The organism is Enterobacter cloacae complex sp. SHL021 (assembly GCF_049237765.1).
Lineage (GTDB): Bacteria > Pseudomonadota > Gammaproteobacteria > Enterobacterales > Enterobacteriaceae > Enterobacter > Enterobacter cloacae.
In genome coordinates this window covers 74743-95697 of the sequence record NZ_JBMKJG010000022.1, presented here as the reverse complement: position 1 = coordinate 95697, position 20955 = coordinate 74743, and the positions used below count along the sequence as shown (strand labels likewise).

The 20955-nt window shown below is 56.1% G+C and carries 22 protein-coding genes; 9 read left to right on the top strand and 13 right to left on the bottom strand.

Annotation, left to right across the window (positions count from 1 at the left end; translation table 11 throughout):
* Window positions 1-140: 140 nt before the first annotated feature.
* From proX to ACOTZF_RS20035, 8 genes are all read right to left on the bottom strand, one after another.
* Window positions 141-1136 (bottom strand): glycine betaine/L-proline ABC transporter substrate-binding protein ProX, encoded by a 996-nt coding sequence (gene proX, locus ACOTZF_RS20070; protein ID WP_013098425.1) that lies wholly within the window; start codon window positions 1134-1136, stop codon window positions 141-143.
* Window positions 1137-1145: 9 nt separating this feature from the next.
* The gene (proW, locus tag ACOTZF_RS20065) at window positions 1146-2210 is read right to left on the bottom strand and encodes a glycine betaine/L-proline ABC transporter permease ProW (protein WP_013098424.1); all 1065 of its coding nucleotides are present in this window, start codon (window positions 2208-2210) and stop codon (window positions 1146-1148) included.
* Window positions 2203-3405 carry a glycine betaine/L-proline ABC transporter ATP-binding protein ProV gene (gene proV / locus ACOTZF_RS20060; protein WP_013098423.1) on the bottom strand — a complete coding sequence of 401 codons (1203 nt, stop codon included), beginning with the start codon at window positions 3403-3405 and terminating at the stop codon, window positions 2203-2205. The genes proW and proV overlap by 8 nt, the downstream gene beginning before the upstream one ends.
* Before the next feature lie 333 nt (window positions 3406-3738).
* Complete coding sequence (gene nrdF / locus ACOTZF_RS20055; RefSeq protein WP_058660443.1) at window positions 3739-4698, bottom strand: class 1b ribonucleoside-diphosphate reductase subunit beta; 960 nt, start codon at window positions 4696-4698, stop codon at window positions 3739-3741.
* Between the two features lie 9 nt (window positions 4699-4707).
* Window positions 4708-6852 carry a class 1b ribonucleoside-diphosphate reductase subunit alpha gene (nrdE, locus tag ACOTZF_RS20050; protein ID WP_129253235.1) on the bottom strand — a complete coding sequence of 715 codons (2145 nt, stop codon included), beginning with the start codon at window positions 6850-6852 and terminating at the stop codon, window positions 4708-4710.
* Complete coding sequence (gene nrdI / locus ACOTZF_RS20045; RefSeq protein ID WP_029883717.1) at window positions 6825-7235, bottom strand: class Ib ribonucleoside-diphosphate reductase assembly flavoprotein NrdI; 411 nt, start codon at window positions 7233-7235, stop codon at window positions 6825-6827. Before nrdI ends, nrdE begins: the two co-directional genes overlap by 28 nt.
* Window positions 7232-7471, bottom strand: coding sequence for a glutaredoxin-like protein NrdH (gene nrdH, locus ACOTZF_RS20040; RefSeq protein ID WP_129253233.1), 240 nt, complete (start codon window positions 7469-7471; stop codon window positions 7232-7234). The genes nrdI and nrdH overlap by 4 nt, the downstream gene beginning before the upstream one ends.
* Window positions 7472-7714: 243 nt before the next feature.
* On the bottom strand, window positions 7715-8041 hold the full coding sequence (locus ACOTZF_RS20035) for a DUF883 domain-containing protein (RefSeq protein ID WP_029883716.1): 327 nt from the start codon (window positions 8039-8041) through the stop codon (window positions 7715-7717).
* Between the two features lie 160 nt (window positions 8042-8201).
* Here ACOTZF_RS20035 and ACOTZF_RS20030 point away from each other — a divergent pair, with 160 nt between their 5' ends.
* Window positions 8202-8546: a DUF2002 family protein gene (locus tag ACOTZF_RS20030; RefSeq protein WP_013098417.1), complete on the top strand. Its 345-nt coding sequence runs from the start codon at window positions 8202-8204 to the stop codon at window positions 8544-8546.
* A 32-nt stretch (window positions 8547-8578) separates the two neighbouring features.
* On the opposite strand, the gene alaE is transcribed toward ACOTZF_RS20030, so the two are convergent.
* A complete protein-coding gene (alaE, locus tag ACOTZF_RS20025; RefSeq protein ID WP_013098416.1) occupies window positions 8579-9028 on the bottom strand; it encodes an L-alanine exporter AlaE in 450 nt (149 codons plus the stop codon).
* A gap of 479 nt (window positions 9029-9507) precedes the next feature.
* Between alaE and stpA the strand changes: the two genes are divergently transcribed.
* Complete coding sequence (gene stpA / locus ACOTZF_RS20020; protein WP_013098413.1) at window positions 9508-9912, top strand: DNA-binding protein StpA; 405 nt, start codon at window positions 9508-9510, stop codon at window positions 9910-9912.
* 38 nt (window positions 9913-9950) lie between these two features.
* On the opposite strand, the gene ACOTZF_RS20015 is transcribed toward stpA, so the two are convergent.
* Both ACOTZF_RS20015 and ACOTZF_RS20010 read right to left on the bottom strand, forming a co-directional pair.
* The gene (locus tag ACOTZF_RS20015) at window positions 9951-10130 is read right to left on the bottom strand and encodes a hypothetical protein (RefSeq protein WP_023621597.1); all 180 of its coding nucleotides are present in this window, start codon (window positions 10128-10130) and stop codon (window positions 9951-9953) included.
* Window positions 10131-10209: 79 nt separating this feature from the next.
* A complete protein-coding gene (locus tag ACOTZF_RS20010; protein WP_045901503.1) occupies window positions 10210-10731 on the bottom strand; it encodes a rhodanese family protein in 522 nt (173 codons plus the stop codon).
* Window positions 10732-10909: 178 nt separating this feature from the next.
* Here ACOTZF_RS20010 and ACOTZF_RS20005 point away from each other — a divergent pair, with 178 nt between their 5' ends.
* Window positions 10910-11068: a YqaE/Pmp3 family membrane protein gene (locus tag ACOTZF_RS20005; RefSeq protein WP_013098410.1), complete on the top strand. Its 159-nt coding sequence runs from the start codon at window positions 10910-10912 to the stop codon at window positions 11066-11068.
* On the opposite strand, the gene ACOTZF_RS20000 is transcribed toward ACOTZF_RS20005, so the two are convergent.
* Window positions 11065-11994 carry a LysR substrate-binding domain-containing protein gene (locus ACOTZF_RS20000; protein ID WP_020684930.1) on the bottom strand — a complete coding sequence of 310 codons (930 nt, stop codon included), beginning with the start codon at window positions 11992-11994 and terminating at the stop codon, window positions 11065-11067. The genes ACOTZF_RS20005 and ACOTZF_RS20000 overlap by 4 nt on opposite strands.
* A gap of 318 nt (window positions 11995-12312) precedes the next feature.
* On the opposite strand from ACOTZF_RS20000, the gene ACOTZF_RS19995 reads away from it, so the two are divergent.
* From ACOTZF_RS19995 to ACOTZF_RS19970, 6 genes are all read left to right on the top strand, one after another.
* Entirely contained in the window at window positions 12313-12918 is a 606-nt protein-coding gene (locus tag ACOTZF_RS19995) for an ankyrin repeat domain-containing protein (protein ID WP_129253231.1), read from the top strand.
* Window positions 12919-13024: 106 nt separating this feature from the next.
* Entirely contained in the window at window positions 13025-14566 is a 1542-nt protein-coding gene (fdrA, locus tag ACOTZF_RS19990; RefSeq protein ID WP_129318056.1) for an acyl-CoA synthetase FdrA, read from the top strand.
* A complete protein-coding gene (locus ACOTZF_RS19985) occupies window positions 14566-15981 on the top strand; it encodes a DUF1116 domain-containing protein (RefSeq protein WP_206738705.1) in 1416 nt (471 codons plus the stop codon). Before fdrA ends, ACOTZF_RS19985 begins: the two co-directional genes overlap by 1 nt.
* Window positions 15982-15992: 11 nt before the next feature.
* Complete coding sequence (locus ACOTZF_RS19980) at window positions 15993-17573, top strand: xanthine permease (protein WP_040023525.1); 1581 nt, start codon at window positions 15993-15995, stop codon at window positions 17571-17573.
* Window positions 17570-18526 (top strand): carbamate kinase family protein, encoded by a 957-nt coding sequence (locus ACOTZF_RS19975; RefSeq protein WP_013098404.1) that lies wholly within the window; start codon window positions 17570-17572, stop codon window positions 18524-18526. The genes ACOTZF_RS19980 and ACOTZF_RS19975 overlap by 4 nt, the downstream gene beginning before the upstream one ends.
* A 1-nt stretch (window position 18527) precedes the next feature.
* Window positions 18528-19907 (top strand): amidohydrolase family protein, encoded by a 1380-nt coding sequence (locus ACOTZF_RS19970; RefSeq protein WP_129318058.1) that lies wholly within the window; start codon window positions 18528-18530, stop codon window positions 19905-19907.
* Between the two features lie 96 nt (window positions 19908-20003).
* Here the strand turns inward: ACOTZF_RS19970 and ACOTZF_RS19965 are convergent, their stop codons facing one another.
* Window positions 20004-20924, bottom strand: coding sequence for a LysR substrate-binding domain-containing protein (locus ACOTZF_RS19965; protein ID WP_013098402.1), 921 nt, complete (start codon window positions 20922-20924; stop codon window positions 20004-20006).
* Between the last annotated feature and the right edge of the window lie 31 nt (window positions 20925-20955).

The following is a 20955-nucleotide window of genomic DNA, read 5'->3' as shown; positions in this document are numbered from 1 at the left end:
CGCCTGAATATAGTTAACGAGATGAAAAAGCTGGGTAAAGAGTACAGTAATATGGTCATGGTGGCATGACCATATTACTGGGGATCCCTCAGCCCACAGGGAGAGGGAACGATTAAGAGAGCCGGGGTGAGGGGAAAAACTTACTTCTGCGCCTCAAGCGCTTCCTTCACCCAGCCATCAAACTGCTGCTGGTGGGCTTTAATCCAGCCGTCAACGTGGCCCTTCACATCCGCCTCAGACGATTTGCCCGCGTGCATCATCGCATTCTGGGCGTTGATGTCCGCCAGCGGCAGCTTCATTACCGAGAACAGTTTGGCGGCGGCCGGGTTTTTCTCCGCCCAGGCTTTGTTGGCGACGATATGCATCGTATTCACCGGGAAGCCATAGTTCATGCCGTTCGGCAGTTTGGTGTCGATATCTTTCTGCTCGCCCGGCAGGGAGGAGAACGGTACCTGCAGCCACACCACATCTTTACCCGGCTTCAGCACGTCGCTCACCCAGTACGGGGTCCAGGTGTAATAAATCACCGGTTTACCCTCTTTAAAGCGGGCGATGGTGTCGGCCATCATCGCTGAGTAGTTGCCGTGGCTCACGTCGACGGTTTTCGCCAGACCGTACGCTTTGTTCTGGTGGTTAATCACCGCTTCACAACCCCAGCCCGGCGAGCAGCCCATCATATCGGCTTTGCCGTCGCCGTTAGTGTCGAACAGTTTGGCGATCTTCGGATCTTTCAGCTGCTCAATATTGGTGATGTGGTACTGGTCGGCGGTTTTCTTGTCGATCAGATAACCCTGCGCCGCACCGGTCACGAAGGTGCCTTCACGGTAGAACTTCTTATCACCGCCAGCCGCGGCGTACATATCGTCGTGCAGCGGCTGCCAGTTGACGGCAGTGAAGGTCGCATCACCGGAGGCAATCGAGGTGTAGCCGACGTTGTAATCCACTTCGCTCGGCGTATTGACCGTATAACCCAGCTTCTCCAGCGCGCGGCTGACGATAAGCGTCTGGAAGCTCTCTTCCGAAATGGTGCTCTGCACCGGCTGCACGGTAATGCCTTTACCCGGCAGGTCCGCGGCGAATGCGCTGGTGGAGACAAGGGTGGCAAACGCTGTGGCAAAAAGTACCTTATGTCGCATCGTTGTTCCTTATTTTCTGAATGGGCGGGTGAGTAACCCGACAGGGCCGGTGGTATACCAGCGACGGTTGCCGCGACTGCGTGAATCACGACCGACAGCCTGGGTCAGGCGGTCAAGGATAATGGCGAGGATCACAATGCCCACGCCGCCGACGGTCGCCAGCCCCATATCGAGGCGGCCAATACCGCGCAATACCATTTGACCCAGCCCGCCAACGGCAATCATCGAGGCGATCACCACCATCGAGAGCGCCAGCATCAGCGTCTGGTTAACCCCCGCCATGATGGTAGGCATTGCCAGCGGGAGCTGAACTTTAAACAGCATCTGCCGCGGGCTGGCACCGAACGAACGGGAGGCCTCAATCAGATCCGCAGGCACCTGGTTAATCCCGAGTATTGTCAGACGAATAATCGGCGGCAGGGCGAAGATAATGGTCACCACCACGCCCGGCACGTTGCCGATACCGAACAGCATCACGATGGGCACCAGATAAACGAACGCTGGCGTGGTTTGCATCGCATCCAGCAGCGGACGAACGATCTTCGCCGCCCGTGGACTGCGCGCCAGCCAGATCCCCGTAGGCAAACCAATGACAATGCAGAAGAGCAGGGCGGTCAGCACCAGTGCCAGGGTGATCATCGCCTGCGACCACGCGCCAATGGCACCAATCGCAATCAACGAGATCAGCGTGGCGATCCCCATACCTGCACTACCAAACTGCCAGGCGATCAGCGAGAACAGCACAATCGCCACCGGCGCGGGCATGCCCAGCATCAGCTGCTGGAAGCCGTTGAGGATGTAATCCACCGGAACGCGGATCCCCTGGAAGACGGGACGGAAATGGGTAACCACCCAGTCGATCCCCTCCGTTACCCAGCTGTCCAGGGGGATCAGCGTTTTGTGGAACGGATCCATAATATTGAAATGTTCTGGTGCCGGTGCTGGCGCATTATTGAGCCAGTCTGCCGCGCCACCGCCATCGGCCGGTGCTGGCGTGGAACCCCACGCATCGGCAGATTGCGCAGCGCTGTCTGCTGCCTCTGTGGTGCCCCACGGGTTAGATTGATCAGCCATGGTTTGCCCCCTCGCGATCTAAAGCCTGCAGCAACATCCGTTTTGAGATGATGCCGACGTACTGTTGTTCTTCCCCAATAACCGGCACGGCACAGGGTGCCTGGCCGACGTGAGAGAGCAACTCGCTGAGCGGCGTTTCGGCATCCACGGCAAGCGGAGCGTCAATTAACGCCGCATCAATTCCCTGGTTTTCGCTGAGCGCGGTTTTGAGAGAATCGATGGAGACAACGCCGACAAATTTATTGCCGCGTTCAACCAGATAACCGTATTCACGGTCTTCGTCCTGCAGAAGCTTAAGGGCAGAGCGCGGACCGAAACCTGGCGTTTTACGAATAATGCCGTTCGGGGTACGACGGGCAATATCTTTGGCGCTAAACACCTGGCTAATATCCACGCCGCGGAAGAAGGTCCGCACATAATCATTTGCCGGATTATTCAGAATTTCATCCGGTGTACCGACCTGCACCACTTCGCCATTTTGCATAATGGCAATGCGGTCGCCAATACGCATGGCTTCATCGAGATCGTGAGAAATAAAGACAATGGTGCGCTGGTGTCTGGCCTGTAATTTTACCAGCTCATCCTGCATCTCGGTGCGAATTAAGGGATCAAGCGCCGAGAAGGCTTCATCCATTAATAAAATATCGGGATTAATGGCTAATGCGCGGGCTAAACCTACACGCTGACGCATGCCACCGGAAAGCTCATCCGGATACGCATGGGCATAATTTTCAAGCCCCACCTGGCGCAATGCATCAAGTGCTTTTTCCTGACGTTCGCTGGCGGCAACGCCCGCTAATTCCATACCAAAGGCGGTATTATCCAGTACCGTCATATGCGGCATCAGGGCGAACGACTGGAAGACCATCGCAATCTTTTTTCTGCGCACCTCGCGGAGTTCGGCATCTGATATTTGGGCAATGTCTACGCCATCAATCAGGACCTGCCCACGGGTGGGTTCAATCAGGCGATTGAGAAGGCGAACCATAGTGGATTTACCCGAACCGGATAACCCCATGATGACAAAAATCTCGCCTTCTTCAATGGCCAGACTGGCGTCTTTAACGCCAAGCGATAGCCCGGTTTTTTCCAGAATTTGCTCTTTCGAAAGGCCTTTTTCAATATATTTGAATGCGCGCTGCGGATGCTCGCCAAATATTTTATAAAGATTCTTCACTTCTAATTTAATTGCCATGCAATAGAGAGTGTCCTGTTATTTGTTTATGTCGATATGATTACCATGGTAAATTGTTAACGGGCATAACCCTAACATACTCAGATTCTGAGGCAACCCTGGGTTTGCTTATGGGTTGAATTTTGCAGTAAGCGAAACGGCTGAATTTCCCATGAGTAAAGGGCTGAGCGCGATCTGAATTTTTGTGAATTTTTTGCTGCGCCATCGGGAGAATTCGCCTGGATCGGAGTGATTCAGGCGAATATGTCGTGGAGATGACAGTGTAGCTGAAGGAGAAATATCCGGAAGGAAATTGGAATATTTATATTTAATTAATGAACGTTAAGGCGCTCATTAAAAATCCCAGTCCTCATCTTCTGTTTCCACCGCTTTACCCATCACATACGATGAGCCGGACCCGGAAAAGAAGTCGTGGTTTTCGTCAGCGTTGGGGGAGAGCGACGCCAGAATTGCCGGGTTCACGTCGGCCATTTCCGGCGGGAACAACGCTTCGTAGCCGAGGTTCATCAGCGCCTTATTGGCGTTGTAACAGAGGAAGGCTTTTACCTCCTCTTCCCAGCCGGTTCCGGCGTAGAGCTCTTCGGTATAGCTCAGTTCGTTATCATAGAGATCCATCAGCAAATCAAGGGCAAATCCTTTTAGCTCCTCGCGTCTGGCATCACTGACTTTCTCCAGCCCTTTCTGGTACTTATAGCCGATGTAATACCCGTGCACCGCTTCATCCCGGATGATGAGGCGAATGAGATCGGCGGTGTTGGTGAGTTTGCCGCGGCTCGACCAGTACATCGGCAGCCAGAAGCCGGAGTAGAAGAGGAATGATTCCAGAAACACGCTGGCGATTTTCTTCTTCAGCGGCTCATCGGCCTGATAATAATCCAGCACCAGGTTGGCCTTGCGCTGCAGTGACTCGCTCTCTTCACTCCAGCTGTAGGCCGCATCCACATCTTTGGTCTGGCACAGCGTCGAGAAGATCGAACTGTAGGAGCGGGCGTGCACCGCTTCCATAAAGCTGATGTTCGACATCACCGCCTCTTCGTGCGGCGTCAGCGCATCGGCCATTAGCGCGGGGGCGCCAACGGTATTCTGGATGGTGTCCAGCAGCGTCAGACCGGTAAAGACGCGAATTGTCAGCTGCTGCTCGGCATGACTCAGGGTTTGCCAGGCCGGAATATCGTTAGAAAGCGGCACTTTTTCCGGCAGCCAGAAATTGCTGGTCAGGCGGTTCCACACCTCCAGGTCCTTATCATCCTGAATGTGGTTCCAGTTAATCGCACTCACGCGTGACAGTTTCATCCTTTCTCCTTACAGCGCGCAGGACACGCAGCCTTCGATTTCGGTGCCTTCCAGCGCAAGCTGGCGCAGGCGAATGTAATAGAGCGTTTTAATGCCTTTCTTCCAGGCATAAATCTGTGCTTTGTTGATATCCCGCGTGGTGGCCGTGTCCGGGAAGAAGAGCGTCAGCGACAGGCCCTGATCCACGTGTCGGGTTGCTTCGGCGTAGGTATCGATGATTTTTTCCGGGCCAATTTCATACGCGTCCTGATACAGCGCCAGGTTTTCATTGGTCATAAACGGGGCGGGGTAGTAGACGCGCCCGGTTTTGCCCTCCTTGCGGATCTCAATTTTCGACACAATCGGGTGAATGCTCGACGTGGCGTGATTGATATAGGAGATAGAGCCGGTGGGCGGCACCGCCTGCAGGTTCTGGTTATAGATGCCGTGGCGCATCACATCGTCACGCAGCTGCTGCCACATTTCGCGCGTGGGCAGAACGATCCCGGCGCGGGCAAACAACGCGCGCACTTTCTCCGTTTTCGGCTGCCAGTCGCTCTCCAGGTACTGACTGAAATATTCCCCGCTGGCATAGCGCGACTGCTCAAAGCCCGCGAAGCGCTGGTTGCGTTCGCGCGCCAGCATCATAGAGGTGTGCAACGCATGCCAGGTGATGGTGTAAAAATAGAGGTTGGTGAAATCCAGCCCTTCCGGGCTGCCGTAGGCGATGCCTTCCCGCGCCAGATAGCCGTGCAGGTTCATCTGGCCCAGGCCGATGGCGTGCGACGCGGCGTTGCCTGCCTCAATGGACGGCACGCTGCGGATATGACTCATGTCTGATACTGCCGTCAGGCCGCGAACCGCTGTGTCGACCGTACGGCCAAAATCGGGGGAATCCATGGTGTGGGCGATATTCAGCGACCCGAGATTGCAGGAGATATCTTTGCCGATGTCGGCGTAGTCCAGATTCTCGTCATAAGTGGACGCGCTGTTGACCTGCAAAATCTCCGAACAGAGGTTGCTCATGTTGATGCGCCCGGCAATCGGGTTCGCACGGTTTACCGTGTCTTCATACATGATATACGGGTAGCCGGACTCAAACTGAATTTCGGCAAGCCGCTGGAAGAAATCGCGGGCGTTGATGTATTTTTTGCGAATGCGATCGTCGGCAACCAGCTCGTCGTAAAGCTCGCTTATCGCCACGTCGCCAAACGCTTTGCCGTAAATTCGCTCGATGTCATACGGCGAGAACAGCGCCATGTCGGCATTCTCTTTGGCGAGTTTAAAGGTGATATCCGGGATCACCACCCCGAGCGACAGGGTTTTGATACGGATTTTTTCGTCGGCGTTTTCGCGTTTGGTATCCAGAAAACGCAGAATGTCCGGGTGGTGGGCGTGCAGGTAGACCGCCCCGGCCCCCTGACGCGCGCCAAGCTGGTTGGCGTAGGAGAAGGCATCTTCCAGCATCTTCATCACCGGGATCACGCCGGATGACTGGTTCTCAATGCGCTTAATTGGCGCACCCGCTTCACGCAGGTTAGACAGTAAAAACGCCACGCCGCCGCCGCGTTTGGACAGCTGCAGCGCCGAATTTACCGCGCGGCCAATCGACTCCATATTGTCTTCTATACGCAGCAGGAAACAGGAGACCAGCTCGCCGCGCTGGGCCTTGCCGCAGTTAAGGAAGGTCGGAGTGGCCGGCTGGAAGCGCCCGGAGAGGATCTCTTCCGTCAGCTGTTCAGCCAGGGCTTCATCGCCCTGGGCCAGGGTCAGCGCCACCATCACTACGCGATCCTCAAAGCTTTCAAGATAGCGTTTGCCGTCGAAGGTTTTCAGGGTGTAGCTGGTGTAATACTTCCAGGCGCCCAGAAACGTCTGGAACCGAAAACCGCTGGCGTGGGCCCGCTCAAATAACCTGACCACAAAGGCGCGGTTGTAACGGGAGAGCACGCGTTCTTCGTAATACCCTTCGTTGACCAGGTAGTCGAGACGCTCATCCTGGCTGGCGAACGTCACGCTGTTTGGACGGACGTGGGCGGCCAAAAAGGCGTCCACGGCGTCATGATCTTTACCAAACTGGATGCGCCCCTCGCGATCGTAGAGGTTAAGCATCGCGTTTAAGGCGTGGTAGTCCGGTGTCGCCTGCATTACGCGTTCTGCGGTTGTCGTTGCCAAAATTCGTTCACTCCTTTACGCACGTTCTCTACGTCCTGCTGTGTCCCCATCAGTTCAAAGCGATAGAGATACGGCACGCCGCATTTTTGAGAGATGACATCCCCGGCGCGACCAAAGGCGTCGCCGAAATTACGATTGCCCGCCGCAATCACGCCGCGAATAAGCGCGCGGTTATGGGGATCGTTGAGAAAGCGGATCACCTGACGCGGTACCGCACCTGCCGTACCGCCGCCGCCATAGCTGGGAACCACCAGAATGTAAGGGTCGTCTACCTGAATACGCTCCCGCTCGTTGAGCGGAATGCGCACCGCAGGCAGCCCGACGCGCTCAATAAAGCGGAGCGTGTTTTCCGAGCTGCTGGAGAAGTAGACCAGCCCACTCATGCCCTTGCGGCCTGCGCGGCGAGGCGGTTAATCATGTCCGGGCGAAAGCCAGACCAGCTGGTTTCCCCGGCCACCACCACTGGCAGCTGGCGAAATCCCTGGGCACGAAGAGTATCGGCAGCCTCGGGCACCAGATCGATATTCACCATCTCAAAGTCCACCCCGCGGCTTTCCATAGCGCGTTTGGTCGCGTGGCACTGAATACAATCGTTACGAGTGTAAATAATAATGCTCATGATTCGTATTTCCATTTAAAATGAGAGAACGGCGCGAAGCATCGCGTCAGTTTGTGTGTGTCTTGCTAAAGGGAATACTAGATGTAGTTGTGCTAAGTTTCAACCATACAAGATATGGGAAATTCAGATTGATGGCGCCCCAATGATGAGCACAGCGGGGCAGGGCAGGCTGCACGGGTTTTTCAGGCTTTCAGGCAAAGAAAAGCCCCGGCGCCAGAGGCAACCGGGGCTGATAACGCGTGCTTACTTACGCAGGCTAAGCAGGGCGCCAACAAAAATACCCACCGCCGCGACCGTACCCAGGGTACACAGCGGTTTTTCACGAACGAAGGTGGTGGCGCAACTTGCCATGTCGCAGGCAGCCTGGGTGGCACGAGAGCGGCCATGCATCCGGGCGCGTGTTTCACGCAGCAGAGACTGAGCCTTACGTTTTGCGGCCTCCGCATCGTCCTTCGCATCGGAGCCCCAGGATTTCAGCACCTCCTCCAGCGTGTCCGCTAATCTGCTGACATCATTACGAATATCCTGAGCGTCGTCGTTAATATCGTTTTGGTTCGGTCTGTTAAACATACGATCCTCCATAATTTTGTCTTCCGGTTTAGTTTAGTTCAGAAATTTAATATCTGAAGCGAGTCACGACTCATCAGGCCGTTTATGGAATATTCTGAAAGCCCTGCTAATGCTGAATACTGTAAGGTTGCCGGGCAGGAAAAGATAACGAGGAAAAGATATGTATTTACGACCGGATGAGGTGGCGCGCGTTCTTGAAAAAGCGGGATTCACCATGGATGAAGTGACGCCAAAAGCGTATGGCTATCGCCGTGGCGAGAATTATGTTTACGTGAATCGTGAAGCCAGAATGGGGCGTACCGCTCTTATTATTCACCCGACGCTGAAAGACAGAAGTCTGTCATTTGCTGAGCCTGCCTCGGATATTAAAACCTGCGATCACTACCAGCAATTTCCGCTCTATTTAGGCGGCGAGACGCACGAGCATTATGGTATTCCGCATGGTTTTAGCTCGCGTATGGCGCTGGAGCGGTTTCTGAAGGGACTGTTTGGCGACGCACAATAATACTGCGACTGGCATATGCCAGTCGCTTCATATCAGGCTTTTGCCTGGCTGTACTGGCTGACCCTGAACAGGCGGCGACAGTAGTCGAGGAAATAGCCATACACCGCGCCCATCAACATCGAAATCACGATATTTGAGCTCACCGCTGCGGCAATCTGATGCCAGTCTGCCCCCACCGTCAACAGGATCGCCACATACACAGGCGACTGAAACGTCACATAGGCCAGCACATCTGCCAGGTTTTTCATCCAGCCAGACGGGCTGATGCGGCGGGCGAAGCGCATTACGGCATCACGGTATAAGCCGTAAGGCCAGGCGATAATAATGTTCACCGGGATCGCTACCAGACGCGAAGAAAGTGACTGCTCGAAGGTCATTCCGGAGAGGAATATTTCAATCAGCATGTTCACGACGGAACAGTAGACAACCATCGCGAAAGTATCCGCTACCGCGTGGCGCAGGCGAGATTGCGGTGAGAACATGGCTGAGCTCCTTGAGACGCACAAAAGTAATGATCTTAGTGATTTGGGTTGGTTTGGTTGACGTGTATAGCGTATCCTTCTGGCTTTAAACTAACAACTAGTGTTAAATTTTTATTTATTCGCATTTTTTCCACAAAATCCTCTAAAGATGATGGTTTTTTGCTCGCTTCGTTATTTTCTTTCTCGTCCTGTTTTTTGATGCGCAAAATCAACAAGTTGCTTGCAATGCGTGGGCGGCGACCGTGCGACACGCAGCGCGCAGCGTACTCTCCTGTGATTTGCCTTAAAACCGACCGTTTATGTTGTTATGAATGTTTATTAAAAGCAGCGCGACAACGCGATATCCGGATAATATAAGCGGCGTCTTTAAAAATATTTACAATAATGACAAAAAGCGTCGATGGGTGGATATTATGTTTGAAATGAATTATTCTTCGCTTTGATTTTACGACTCACCACAAAAAAGGTTTTCAAATAATATGTCTTTGACGTTACAGAATCTTAATAATATCCGAACTCTGCGCGCCATGGCGCGTGAATTATCCCTGGACGTTCTTGAGGAAATGCTGGAAAAAGTCAGGGTCGTTGCTGAAGAGAAACGTAGTGAGCAGGCGGAATTAGAGCAACAGCGCGCTGAGCAGCAGGAAAAAATTAATGCTCTGCTGGAACGGATGAAAGCCGATGGTATTTCACCGTCCGATCTGCTGGGTGTAGAGCTGGCGCATGCGGGTAAATCGGCGAAAAAACGTAAGCCGCGTGAAGCAAAATATCGCTTTATTGACCAGAACGGTGAAGAGAAAACGTGGACCGGTCAGGGCCGCACGCCGAAGCCTATTGCCAATGCGCTGGAAAACGGCAAATCACTGGATGATTTTCTGATCTAATGCGTGAGCCGGGCGGAAGACTCCGCCCGGTTGTCTGTTTAGCAGACGCCAAAATCACCGTCTTCGGTGTACAGCGCAACATCCGCTGCCTTCAGGGTATATTTCTCGCCCTGCTCATTGCTGGCCTGAACGGCCACAATGCTATCCCCATTCACTTCGAGCACTTTCAGTTTCGGGCCGCCCTGACGCGGTTGCACATAATCACCGACAGAAAACATAGAACCTCCTCATCGTTTTAGCGATCTTCACTGTAGCCCACGTCACACGCCGGGTACAGCAGGGTTCATCGATTACTGCTTATGAGGTATGTCTGTTCCACGGCATCACCCTGAGCAGTCTTGCCATGCCGCAAAATCCGGTCAGGCCAGCAAACAGAAGCCCGGCCCCGACAAAACCGCTCAGCAGGAAGAAGCCGCTGGAGAGCGTATAGCCCAGCACCACGCCGCACAGAATCAGCAGCCCGGCAGCAATTTGCACCTGACGCATCAGCGGCAGCGGCTGGGATTTATCTTCTACGGTCGGCAGTCCGGCCTGTTTCCAGCCCTGAATACCGCCCTCGACCACCAAGGCCTGAGCAGGCGACGCCGCCTGGGCAAGACGTGCGGCATTGTTGGATGTTCTGGCCCCGGACTGGCAGTGAAAAATCACCGTTTCACCTGCCCCGGCGTTCAGTGCGCCGGGTAAGGTGTCCAGCGGCACGGACTGTGCGGCGGGAATATGCTCGCGGGCATATTCGTCAGGATCGCGAATATCAATCAGCTTTGCGCCGTCATCAATAAGCGCGTTTGCCTGCTGTGGCGTAATCAGAGGAAGAGACATGGTGTTTCCTTACGATCGTGTTTTATGTAGTAGAGCATTTAAAGAAGGATTTAAGCCAGTGTAAAGAGGGTAAAGGCAGGTAAAAGCGCGCCAGCCGAATGGCAGTTACCCGTAAACTGGCTACGCTTAGAGATGTCTCTTTTATAATTTTCAATTGGTTAGCTTGCACGGAGTCTTTATGGGTTTTTGGCGTGTTGTTTTTACGATTATTCTCCCGCCGCTGGGCGTACTGCTTGGCAAGGGACTGGGCTGGGCGTTTATCCTGAATATCCTTCTGACCATACTGGGCTACTTCCCTGGACTTATCCACGCGTTTTGGGTTCAGACGAGAAACTAGGTACGCCACAGTAAGTCGCTGTAGATCCCGGTCAGTACGCCCTGCGGGCCGAACTGCTGTTTGATCCAGCGCGTAACCTGGCCGGTCGCCGCATGCTGCGTGGCAAGCAGCATGCGCGAATCCTGACGCGGGTTATTAATGCGTCGTGTCACCAGCAGCCCGTCCGCTACGGCCTCCCGGGCCATGTATTCCGGTAAAAAACCGATCCCTTCCCCCAGAATCTGACACTGGCATTTGGTGTTAAAATCCGGCACCAGAATCGCCTCCTGCCCGTGCAGCAGCCAGCCGACCTTCTTATTAATGGTGTGCGCGGTGTCCTCCACCATGATGTTCGGGTAGAGGCGCAGCTGGCTTTCCGCGATCGGTTCCGGGACAAACGCCAGCGGGTGTTCCGGCGCGATGGCGAATACCCAGCGGATAGCGCCAATCTCCGTGTAATCAATGCCGCCGCCGTCAAGAAGCGTATCCGGCGCGCCAATCGCGATATTGGCCTGGTTATTGATGATTGAGTCCCAGACGCCGTTATAGACCTCCGTGGTGACGGTGATCTGGCAGGTGGGAAACTGCTTTTTCAGCACCTGCAGCAGCCGCGCGGTATGACGTGGGGTATACAAAAGCTGATTGATGCAGATGCGTACCCGCGCCTCGATGCCCTGAGAGATGGTGTCTATCCCACGCCTGATGGCATAGAAATCGTTCAGCAGATCGGTGGCCTTGCGGTAAAAGTAAAAGCCGGACTCGGTCAGCTCGATGCTCCGGGTGTTACGCACAAACAGCACCACGTCCAGCCCGGTCTCCATACGTTTGATGGTGTAACTGATGGCCGACGTGGTCACACCCAGCTCGGCGGCGGCTTTGCTGAAACTGCCAAAACGTGCCGCCGTGGTGAAGGCCAGCAGATTCTCTTCAGTAAAGATGGAATTCATATTACGGCTCCGGGTTACCATCAGTTTTGAACATATTTTAACAGCGGCGCAACAACGCATTTGACGGCGGTCACAGTTCTGATGTTTAGCTACAGGCCTTGTTATGCAAGGCTTCTTTGGTCATAAGCAAAATGCCGTGAATGGCCTGAAAAAACGCTTACCCATAAGAAAAAGGTTGCACAGACGCACGTTTTGGCTGAACCGTTGAATTTAACTCAACAATGAATTGACTGTCGATGAATGATTTTTAAGCGGATTCTTTTCTGAAAGGGCTGTTGCTATTCTCAGGTCATCAGCAACACACCATCGGGAGTCTGTATGTCTGCGAACGAACTTGTGACGGAATTTTTACTGGCGGCAGAGCAGGGTAATGTCGACGCGCTAAAAGCCTGCCTGGAGAAAGGTGTCGATATTAACGCCACCAACCGTCAGAAAAGAACCGCCATTGTTATTGCCAGCCTGAAAAAACATTACCCCTGTGTCGCGTTATTAATTGACGCCGGTGCGGATATAGATAAACAGGACCAGACCTGTTTTAACCCCTTCCTGATAAGCTGCCTGACCAATGATTTAACCCTGCTGCGGCTTGTTCTGCCCGCCAACCCGGATCTGGACCGTCTGACGCGCTTCGGCGGGGTGGGGATTACGCCCGCCAGTGAGAAAGGGCATGTGGAGATTGTCCGCGAGCTGCTGGAAAAGACCGATATCAACGTTAATCACACCAACTTCGTCGGCTGGACGCCGCTGCTGGAAGCCATTGTCCTGAATGACGGCGGCCCGAAACAGCAGGCGCTCGTAAAGCTGCTGCTGGACCACGGTGCGAATCCGCACATGACCGATAAATACGGTAAAACCCCGCTCGAACTGGCGCGGGAAAAAGGCTACCACGCGATAGCTGATCTGCTGCTGGCGGCGGGCGCGTAATTTATTCGGCCAGCCTGTTTCCGGCTGGCCCCCATTTCAAACGTATTTTTCCGACGTGCATTTTGCACGACGGCGGCCCCCTTTTATCCGCATTCAGGAGAAAATAATGCCCACAAAAATCGTGATTAAAAAGAACACGTATTTTGACTCCGTCTCATTAATGTCCGTTTCCACCAAAGCCAATAAATTGCCGGGCGTTGAGCAGGCCTTTGTAGCGATGGCGACGGAAATGAACAAAGGCGTATTAAAAAACCTCGGGCTGTTAACGCCGGAATTAGAGGATGCGAAAAACGGCGATCTGATGATCGTCATTAAAGGCGACGCGGCCAATGATGAAACCCTGGCGGCGATTGAAGCGTTATTCACCCGAAAAGAGAGCGCGGGCACCCATGAAGCACGCTACGCGACTCTGGCCAGCGCGAAAGCCCACCGTCCCGACAGTAACCTGGCGGTGATTTCAGTAAACGGCATGTTTGCGGCACGCGAAGCGCGCAAGGCGCTTGAAAACGATCTCAACGTGATGCTCTTTTCCGATAACGTCTCCCTCGACGATGAGCTGGCGCTCAAGCAGCTGGCGCACCAGAAAGGGCTGCTGATGATGGGGCCAGACTGCGGCACTGCCATCATCAACGGCGCAGGACTGTGCTTCGCCAACGCTGTACGCCGCGGGTCGATAGGCATTGTCGGGGCGTCCGGCACCGGTAGCCAGGAGCTGAGCGTGCGCATTCATGAATTTGGCGGCGGGGTATCGCAGCTGATTGGCACCGGCGGGCGCGATCTCAGTGAAAAAATCGGTGGTCTGATGATGCTCGACGCCATCGACATGCTGGAGGCCGACGATGCCACCCAGGTCATCGCGCTGATCTCCAAACCGCCAGCGCCAGCGGTGGCAGAAAAGGTGCTGGCGCGTGCCCGGACCTGTCGCAAACCGGTCATCGCCTGCTTCCTTGGGCGCAACGAACCGCCCGCCGATGAAGACGGTCTGCAGTTCGCCCGCGGCACCAAAGAGGCGGCCCTGAAGGCCGTGCTGCTCACCGGTATCAACAAAGCGTCCCTTAACCTGCATCCGCTCAACTGGCCCCTGATTGAAGAGGTGCGCGCCCGTCTCACTCCGCAGCAGAAATACATTCGCGGTCTGTTCTGTGGCGGCACCCTGTGTGATGAAGCGATGTTCGCCGCGCTTGAGAAGTACGACGACGTCTACAGCAACATTCAGCCCGATCCGGCGAAACGCCTGCGCGACATAAACGTCAGCCAGGCTCACACCTTCCTCGATTTTGGGGATGACGATTTCACCAACGGCAAACCGCACCCGATGATCGACCCGACCAACCGCATCAGCCGCCTGCTGCAGGAGGCGCGCGATCCGGAAGTGGGCGTGATTGTGATGGACTTCGTGCTGGGCTTTGGCGCGCATGAGGATCCGGTCGGCGTGATGCTCGATGCCATTAAAGAGGCGCAGGCGATTGCGAAAGCCGATAACCGTCCGCTGGAGATCCTCGGCTACGTGTTGGGCACCGACCAGGATCCTCAGTCGCTGGCGCAGCAGTGCCAGCTTCTGACCGATGCCGGCGTGATCTGGGCCAGCAGCAGTACTAACACCGGATTACTGGCACGCGAATTTGTCTGCAAAGGGGAGAACGCCTGATGACCACCTTATTCAACCAACCGCTGAACGTCATTAACGTCGGTATTGCGCTGTTCAGTGACGATCTTAAAAAACAGCACGTCCCCGTCACCCAGCTCGACTGGGCACCGCCGGGGCAGGGCAATATGCAGATCGTCGAAGCGCTCGACCAGCTGGCCGCGGAGCCGCTGGCAGAGAAGATCGCTGCCGCCAACAAGATTGCGCTGGAGCGCATCATTCAGTCCCACCCGGTGCTGGTGGGGTACGACCAGGCGATTAACGTTGTGCCGGGGATGACCCGTACCACCATTCTGCATGCCGGTCCTCCGGTGAGCTGGGAAAATATGTGTGGCGCGATGAAAGGCGCTGTCACCGGCGCGCTGGTATTTGAAGGGCTGGCGAACGATCTGGAGGAGGCGGCAAGGCTGGCGGCTTCAGGCGACATCACCTTCTCGCCGTGCCACGAGCACGACTGCGTGGGCTCAATGGCGGGCGTTACCTCCGCGTCGATGTTTATGCATATCGTTGAGAACAAAACCTACGGCAACCGCGCCTACACCAACCTCAGCGAGCAGATGGCGAAGATCCTGCGCATGGGCGCCAACGACCAGAGCGTCATTGACCGTCTGAACTGGATGCGCGATGTGCTTGGCCCGATGCTGCGCGATGCCATGAAGATTATCGGCGAAATCGATCTGCGCCTGATGTTGGCTCAGGCGCTGCACATGGGTGACGAATGCCACAACCGCAACAACGCGGGCACCACGCTGCTGATCCAGGCGCTGACGCCGGGGCTGATCCAGGCGGGCTATCCGGTGGCGCAGCAGCGCGAGGTATTTGAGTTTGTCGCCAGCAGCGACTACTTCTCCGGCCCGACGTGGATGGCGATGTGTAAGGCCGCGCTGGACGCCGCCCACGGCATTGAGTACAGCACCGTGGTCACCACCATGGCGCGTAACGGTTACGAGTTTGGTCTGCGCGTCTCTGGCCTGCCAGGGCAGTGGTTCACCGGCCCGGCGCAGCAGGTGATTGGCCCGATGTTCGCGGGTTACAAGCCTGAAGACTCCGGGCTGGATATCGGCGACAGCGCCATCACGGAAACCTACGGTATCGGCGGTTTTGCGATGGCGACGGCCCCGGCGATTGTCGCGCTGGTGGGCGGCACGGTGGAAGAAGCCATCGACTTCTCCCGCCAGATGCGCGAAATCACCCTCGGTGAAAACCCGAACGTCACCATTCCGCTGCTGTTGTTTATGGGCATTCCAACCGCCATCGACATCACCCGAGTCGCAGGCAGCGGCATTCTGCCGGTTATCAATACCGCCATTGCCCACAAAGACGCCGGTATTGGCATGATTGGCGCGGGCATTGTGCACCCGCCGTTTAGCTGTTTTGAAAAGGCGCTGTTGACCTTCCGCGATCGCTACTTTTTATAAGGCAAGCATCCATGAAAAACATGAAACTGGAGTGGAAAAGAGGTGACTGGGCGGCATATTTCGGGTTGATGACCAACAACCTGACCAATTTGCTGACCATGATGGGGTTGCTCATTTTTGTCGTCGGCATCCCGAAGGAGATTGTTTATGGACGCATCGCACCGGCCTTCGGGCTGGCGGTGCTGGTGGCGAGCGTCTGTTACGCATGGTTTGGCCTGCAGATGGCGCGCGCCACCGGACGAACGGACGTCACCGCGCTGCCGTCTGGCCCGAGCGCGCCGTCGATTTTTACCGTTACTTTTCTGGTCCTGATGCCGGTCTACCAGCAAACCGGTGACGCGGATTTTGCCATTCAGATCGGTCTGGTGTGGTGCTTTGTCGAGGCGATGATTCTGGCGGGCGGCTCTTTCCTGGGGGAGACCATCCGCAAGATGATCCCGCGTACCGTGCTGCTCTCGTGTCTGTCGGGCCTGGGCCTGCTGTTGCTGGCGATGAACCCGATGCTGCAGGCGTTTGAAGCGCCCACCGTGTCGTTCATTGTGCTGCTGCTGATCTTCATTAACTGGTTCGGCAAAAAACCGATCTTCGCCAGGATCCCGACCGGTCTGCTGTTGTTGATTGCTGGCACGGTGTTAGCGTGGATCTCCGGCCTGCAAAGCCCGGAGGCAATCAAAGCCTCTATGTCCTCTTTCGGCTTTAACCCGCCCGAAGTCCATGTAGAAGGTTTCCTGCAGGGCTTGCCGCACGCGCTGCCGTACCTGGCGTCTGCCGTGCCGCTGGGGCTGGCGAACTACATCTTCGACCTGGAAAACATTGAAAGCGCCCACGCGGCGGGAGACGAGTACCCGACCCGCAAGGTAATGCTGGCGAACGGCCTGGCCTCCATGCTCGGCTGCCTGATGGGCAATCCGTTCCCGGTGACGGTCTATGTGGGTCATGCGGGCTGGAAAGCGATGGGCGCCAGCATCGGCTACACGCTGGCCTCCGGCGTGACCATGTTTATCGTGCCGCTGTTCGGGCTGGGGGCGTTTATGCTCGCCATCATTCCGATGACCGCCATCGTGCCGATCCTGGTGTTTATCGGCGTTGTCACCGCCAACCAGGTCGTGAGGGAAACGCCCAAAGTGGAGGTGCCCGTGATTTTCATCTGCCTGTTCCCGTGGATCGCCAACTGGGCGTTGACCATGATGAACAGCGTGATGGGCGCGGCGGGCACCAGCGCGGCGAAAATCGGCACCGACGTGCTGCACAGTAAAGGGATCTACTACGAGGGGCTGGTGCATCTGGGCAGCGGCGCACCGCTCGCCAGCATGCTGTGGGGCTGCATCGCCATCTTCGCCATTATCAACAAACCGCTGCGCGGGGCCATTGCCGCCGCCGGTGGCGCGCTGCTGGCGCTGTTTGGCGTGATCCACGCCCCGGTGGTGGGCTTTGCCGAAGGCAGTTCGCTGATGTTTGTGACGGCGTATCTGATGATGGGCGGCATGTTTGTGGTGAAGCATGTGCTGGATATCTCTGTTAATCCCCCTCTCCCTGTGGGAGAGGGCCGGGGTGAGGGCACCAGAACGCACCTTCTAAAGGAAACAAAATGAAAGAGCTTATGGTCGTCGCCATTGGCGGCAACAGCATTATCAAAGATAACGCCAGCCAGTCGGTTGAACATCAGGCGCAGGCGGTAAAGGCGGTGGCAGAGTCGGTGCTGGAGATGCTGGCCTCGGACTATGACATCGTGCTTACCCACGGCAACGGCCCCCAGGTGGGGCTGGATCTCCGCCGCGCTGAAATTGCCCACGAGCGGGAGGGACTGCCGCTCACGCCGCTGGCCAACTGCGTGGCGGATACGCAGGGCGGTATCGGCTACCTGATCCAGCAGGCGCTTAACAACCGCCTGTCTGCGCGCGGTGAGCAAAAAGCGGTCACCGTTGTCACTCAGGTGGAGGTGGATAAAAACGATCCGGGCTTTAGCCACCCGACCAAGCCCATCGGCGCGTTCTTCAGCGAAGCGCAGCGCGATGAACTGCAGCAGGCGCATCCGGACTGGCACTTTGTTGAGGATTCTGGCCGGGGCTATCGTCGCGTGGTGGCGTCGCCGCAGCCGTTACGCATTGTTGAAGCCGATGCCATCAAAACCCTGACGCAAAAAGGCTTTGTGGTGATTGGCGCGGGCGGCGGCGGTATTCCGGTGGTGCGCACTGAGCAGGGCGATTACCAGAGCGTTGACGCGGTAATTGATAAAGATCTCTCCACCGCGCTGCTGGCGCGCGAGATCCGCGCCGACGTACTGGTGATCACCACCGGGGTCGAAAAAGTGTGCATCCACTTTGGCAAGCCGAATCAGCAGGCGCTGGACACGGTGAGCGTGGCGCAGATGACGCGTTACAAAGACGAGGGCCATTTCCCGGCGGGCAGCATGCTGCCCAAAATCGTCGCCTCGCTGGAATTTTTACGCCATGGCGGCAAGCGCGTGATCATCACCTCGCCAGACTGCCTGCCCGCCGCGCTGCGCGGGGAAACCGGTACCCATATTGTTAATGAAGGAAGATAAGATGAGTGAAAATAAAAGCCGCCGTGAATTCATCAGCCAGAGCGGCAAAATGGTCACCGCCTGCGCGCTGTTTGGCGCGACCGGCTCCGTCGCGTATGCTGCCGATTCCGCAAAACCAACCTGCGAGACGGGTAAACCGATGAACATCACCGCTAAACACTACTACCTGGACAACGTGCTGCTGGAGGCCGGATTTAACGTCGACGGCGGCGTGGCGACGAGCACCCGCACCGAGCTGAAAACGCTGGAGATCAAAGACGGGAAAATTGTCGCCCTGCGGGATAACAAAAGTCACGCGGACGCCACCCTGCCGCACTATGACGCGGGCGGCAAGCTGATGCTCCCGGCGATGCGCGATATGCACATTCACCTGGATAAAACCTTCTACGGCGGCCCGTGGCGTTCGGTCAACCGCCCGGCGGGTACCACCATTCAGGATATGATCCGCCTTGAGCAGAAGCTGCTCCCCGAACTCCAGCCTTATACCCAGGAGCGCGCCGAAAAGCTGATCGATTTGATCCAGTCGAAAGGCTCCACCCTCGCCCGCAGCCACTGCAATATTGAGCCGGTCTCGGGCCTGAAGAATCTCGAGAACCTGCAGGCGGTGCTGGCGCGTCGCAAGCCCGGATTTGACTGCGAGATCGTGGCGTTTCCACAGCACGGCCTGCTGCTGTCGAATTCCGAAAAGCTGATGCGCGAGGCGATGCAGGCCGGGGCGCACTACGTGGGCGGGCTGGACCCAACCAACGTTGACGGGGCGATGGAGAAATCTCTCGACACCATGTTCCAGATTGCGCTGGATTATGACAAAGGGGTGGATATTCACCTGCACGAAACCAGCCCGGCGGGCGTGGCGGCGGTGAACTACATGGTCGAAACCGTGGAGAAAACCCCGCAACTGAAGGGCAAACTGACCATCAGCCACGCCTTTGCGCTGGCCACGCTCAACGAGCAGCAGGTGGACGAGATTGCCACCCGCATGGCGGCGCAGCAGGTGACTATCGCCTCCACCGTGCCGATTGGCACCCTGCATATGCCGCTGAAGCAGCTGCGCGATAAGGGCGTGTTTGTGATGACCGGCACCGACAGCGTGATCGACCACTGGTCGCCGTACGGCCTGGGGGACATGCTGGAAAAAGCGAATCTCTACGCCCAGCTCTATATCCGCCCTAATGAGCAGACGCTGTCCCGCGCTTTAGGTATTGCGACCGGTGACGTACTGCCGCTGAACGACAAAGGTGAACGCGTCTGGCCGAAAGCGCAGGACGACGCCAGCTTTGTGCTGGTGGACGCCTCCTGTTCCGCCGAGGCGGTGGCGCGCATATCTCCGCGCACCGCGACCTTCCATAAGGGGAACCTTGTCTGGGGCACGGTGGGTTAATGTGCATTTTTCCCTCTCCCGGTGGGTTGAGGGTTGGGGTGAGGGCAACAGGCCGCAGATTTTGTAGGTCGGGTAAGGCGAAGCCGCCACCCGACGTTACAGATGATAACCCGACAGCCGCAGCTCCCGGTCAATCCACTCAACGAACTGCTGGATCTTCCACGCGCGTTCATGCATATGCGGCATTACCAGATGATGCGCGTTAATGGCGATCCCCATCTCATCCGGCAGTACCTGCACCAGTGAGCCATCTTTCAGGTGGTCTGTCGCCATCATTTTGCTCTCAAGGATAAATCCCAGCCCCATGCGCGCCGCTTCAAAGCTCATATAGGAGCGGTCAAAGCTGAGGCTGAAGTTGAGCCAGGGCCTGTCGATATTGTGCCAGGCGAACCATTTTTCCCAGTTCACCAGAGTGCTGGTGGACGAGATGAGTGACTGTTGCAGCAGATCGGTGGGTGTGCTGATGGGGTGTTTTTGCGCATACTCCGGCGAGGCCAGCACCACCAGCGTGTCGTTTTTTATGGTCATCACCCGGTAAGCATCCCAGTCCGGGATACCGTGGCGGATATCAATATCAATATTATCTCTGGCGAATTGCAGATTCTCATAGGAGCAGGTGAGATTGATGGTGATATCGGGATATTCGGCGCGAAACTTACCCAGGCGGCGCAACAGCCATGACAACCCGAAGGTGGGCGAGGAGTGCACCCGAAGCACGGCGTTATCTTTCTCTTTGACGATCTGATCGGTGGCGCGTCCGATGGCGCTCATCGCCGCCGAGACCTCCCGCAGATATTTTTCTCCCGTTGGGGTGAGCTGAACCCCTTTGCCGCTGCGGATGAATAATTTCTTGCCCATCCACGACTCCAGCGACGCGATCTGATGGCTGACCGCAGAGGGGGTGACGTTGAGCTGTTCGGCCGCCTGATGGATGCTCAATGCGTTAGCGACGGCGATGAATGCCTGCAAATTTCTGAGCGAGGGCAGTGATAACGTCTGGCGATCCTGCGCGGACATAGCCTACTCCTGTCATGTTTATTGATAAAAA

What these genes read in the sequence shown, in the direction of transcription:
- ACOTZF_RS19980 (WP_040023525.1), top strand. Translation starts at nt 15,993, where the DNA reads ATGAAAAACATGAAACTGGAGTGGAAAAGAGGTGACTGGGCGGCATAT.
- ACOTZF_RS20015 (WP_023621597.1), bottom strand. Translation starts at nt 10,130, where the DNA reads ATGTTTTCTGTCGGTGATTATGTGCAACCGCGTCAGGGCGGCCCGAAA.
- proX (WP_013098425.1), bottom strand. Translation starts at nt 1,136, where the DNA reads ATGCGACATAAGGTACTTTTTGCCACAGCGTTTGCCACCCTTGTCTCC.
- ACOTZF_RS19975 (WP_013098404.1), top strand. Translation starts at nt 17,570, where the DNA reads ATGAAAGAGCTTATGGTCGTCGCCATTGGCGGCAACAGCATTATCAAA.
- alaE (WP_013098416.1), bottom strand. Translation starts at nt 9,028, where the DNA reads ATGTTCTCACCGCAATCTCGCCTGCGCCACGCGGTAGCGGATACTTTC.
- ACOTZF_RS20035 (WP_029883716.1), bottom strand. Translation starts at nt 8,041, where the DNA reads ATGTTTAACAGACCGAACCAAAACGATATTAACGACGACGCTCAGGAT.
- nrdH (WP_129253233.1), bottom strand. Translation starts at nt 7,471, where the DNA reads ATGAGCATTATTATTTACACTCGTAACGATTGTATTCAGTGCCACGCG.
- proW (WP_013098424.1), bottom strand. Translation starts at nt 2,210, where the DNA reads ATGGCTGATCAATCTAACCCGTGGGGCACCACAGAGGCAGCAGACAGC.
- proV (WP_013098423.1), bottom strand. Translation starts at nt 3,405, where the DNA reads ATGGCAATTAAATTAGAAGTGAAGAATCTTTATAAAATATTTGGCGAG.
- fdrA (WP_129318056.1), top strand. Translation starts at nt 13,025, where the DNA reads ATGCCCACAAAAATCGTGATTAAAAAGAACACGTATTTTGACTCCGTC.
- ACOTZF_RS19995 (WP_129253231.1), top strand. Translation starts at nt 12,313, where the DNA reads ATGTCTGCGAACGAACTTGTGACGGAATTTTTACTGGCGGCAGAGCAG.
- ACOTZF_RS20005 (WP_013098410.1), top strand. Translation starts at nt 10,910, where the DNA reads ATGGGTTTTTGGCGTGTTGTTTTTACGATTATTCTCCCGCCGCTGGGC.
- ACOTZF_RS20030 (WP_013098417.1), top strand. Translation starts at nt 8,202, where the DNA reads ATGTATTTACGACCGGATGAGGTGGCGCGCGTTCTTGAAAAAGCGGGA.
- ACOTZF_RS19985 (WP_206738705.1), top strand. Translation starts at nt 14,566, where the DNA reads ATGACCACCTTATTCAACCAACCGCTGAACGTCATTAACGTCGGTATT.
- nrdF (WP_058660443.1), bottom strand. Translation starts at nt 4,698, where the DNA reads ATGAAACTGTCACGCGTGAGTGCGATTAACTGGAACCACATTCAGGAT.
- ACOTZF_RS20000 (WP_020684930.1), bottom strand. Translation starts at nt 11,994, where the DNA reads ATGAATTCCATCTTTACTGAAGAGAATCTGCTGGCCTTCACCACGGCG.
- ACOTZF_RS19970 (WP_129318058.1), top strand. Translation starts at nt 18,528, where the DNA reads ATGAGTGAAAATAAAAGCCGCCGTGAATTCATCAGCCAGAGCGGCAAA.
- nrdI (WP_029883717.1), bottom strand. Translation starts at nt 7,235, where the DNA reads ATGAGTGGGCTGGTCTACTTCTCCAGCAGCTCGGAAAACACGCTCCGC.
- ACOTZF_RS19965 (WP_013098402.1), bottom strand. Translation starts at nt 20,924, where the DNA reads ATGTCCGCGCAGGATCGCCAGACGTTATCACTGCCCTCGCTCAGAAAT.
- stpA (WP_013098413.1), top strand. Translation starts at nt 9,508, where the DNA reads ATGTCTTTGACGTTACAGAATCTTAATAATATCCGAACTCTGCGCGCC.
- ACOTZF_RS20010 (WP_045901503.1), bottom strand. Translation starts at nt 10,731, where the DNA reads ATGTCTCTTCCTCTGATTACGCCACAGCAGGCAAACGCGCTTATTGAT.